This is a genomic window from Actinosynnema sp. (assembly GCF_052038725.1).
In genome coordinates this window covers 1-1,704 of the sequence record NZ_JBQGCX010001224.1, presented here as the reverse complement: position 1 = coordinate 1,704, position 1,704 = coordinate 1, and the positions used below count along the sequence as shown (strand labels likewise).

General features: G+C 72.8%; 2 protein-coding genes. Both read left to right on the top strand.

Annotation, left to right across the window (positions count from 1 at the left end; translation table 11 throughout):
- Nucleotides 1-295: winged helix-turn-helix domain-containing protein (locus tag ACTUAL_RS25725; protein ID WP_440902056.1), on the top strand; the 295-nt coding region annotated here is incomplete at its 5' end.
- 100 nt (nt 296-395) lie between these two features.
- On the top strand, nt 396-1,427 hold the full coding sequence (locus tag ACTUAL_RS25720) for a sensor histidine kinase (protein WP_232519736.1): 1,032 nt from the start codon (nt 396-398) through the stop codon (nt 1,425-1,427).
- Nucleotides 1,428-1,704: the final 277 nt, after the last annotated feature.

The following is a 1,704-nucleotide window of genomic DNA, read 5'->3' as shown; positions in this document are numbered from 1 at the left end:
CGCCCGCGACGTCGAGCTGGACCCGGCCCGCCGCACCGTGCGGCGCGGCGGCCAGCCGGTCGAGCTGACCCGCAAGGAGTTCGGCGTCCTGGAGGTCCTGCTCGCGGCCAAGGGCTCCGTGGTCAGCAGCGAGGAGCTCCTGGAGCGGGTCTGGGACGAGAACGCCGACCCGTTCACCACGACCGTCCGGGTCACCGTCATGACCCTGCGCAAGAAGCTCGGCGAGCCTGGCATCATCGACACCGTGGTCGGCTCCGGTTACCGAGTCCCGACGGCAGGCTCCGCTGAAGGCTGAGCTGAGCCGCCGCAGGGGGCCGGGGCTGCGCGCGCGGATCACCCTCCTCGCCACCGGCCTGGTCGCGTTCGTCAGCGCCCTCCTGCTCCTGCTCGGCTGGATGCTCGTCAGCCGGGTGGTCGAGTCGTCGCCGCGCTTCCCCGAGGGCAGCACGGTCGTCGTCGACGGGGTCGAGGTCGACGCGGCCTCCCTCACGGACTTCCTCGGCAGGCAGGCCCAGGACGACGTCCTGCGCTCGGGCAGCGTGGCCTTCCTGTGCGTGGTGGTCGCCGCCGCGCTGCTGGCCTGGACGATCACCGGGCGGGTGCTGCGACCGGTGCACGAGGTCACCGACGCCGCCCGCAGGCTCTCCGCCGAGTCGCTGGGGGAGCGGCTGCGCCTGGTCGGCCCGCGCGACGAGGTCGCGGAGCTGGCCGACACCTTCGACGAGATGCTCGACCGCCTCCAGGCGGCGTTCGACTCGCAGCGGCGGTTCGTCGCCAACGCCTCCCACGAGCTGCGCACCCCCCTGTCGGTGATCCGCACCGAGCTGGACGTGACGCTGTCCGACCCGGACGCGGACGCGGAGGAGCTGCGGCGGATGGCCGGGGTGGTGCGCTCGGCGGGGTTGCGGGCCGAGCAGCTGGTGAGCGCGCTGCTGCTGCTCGCGCGCACGGACGGCATCGGGCTGGCGGTACGGGAGCCGGTGGACGTGTCCGCGCTCGTGGAGTCGGCCTGGCGCGCGGTGCGGGCCGAGGCCGAGCAGCGCGGGGTGCGCCCGGTGTTCCACCTCGCCCCGGCGCCCGCGGTCGGCGACCCGGCGCTGCTGGAGCGCATCGCGGGGAACCTGCTGGAGAACGCGGTGCGGCACAACGCGCCGGACGGGTGGGTCGAGGTGCGCACCGAGGGCGGCCCGGTGTGGACGGTGCTGCGGGTGTCGTCGTCCGGTCAGCTCATCGCGCCGGAGCTGGTGGAGAAGCTGTTCGAGCCGTTCCGGCGCGGTGGCAAGGACCGGACGGCGCGCACGGGAACGGGTCTCGGCCTGTCGATCGTGCGGGCCGCGGTGGCCGCCCACGGGGGGAACGTGCAGGCAGCGGCGGTGCCGGGGGGTGGCCTGTCGGTCACCGTGCACCTGCCGGTCGCCCCCGCGTGAGCGCTCGGACGGGGCTCGTCACAACACTTTTGAGTGGTCCCGGTCACATGATCGCGGGTTTGAGGGCCTCCGCACCGGGTACTACCTGCGAAGACACCCCTCCGGGGCCCGGATTTGTAACCGCGTTGGCATGGGTGTAACTTTCTCCAAGTCGCCAGCGACAAACACCCCGGAACGAGCGGTTGACACCGCGAAACGGGCCGGGTAGAGTTGCGCGGCGTCAAACCCCCAGAACTTAACTGAATGGCTTCTCGCTGCCCCGGTGAAGGAAACGACG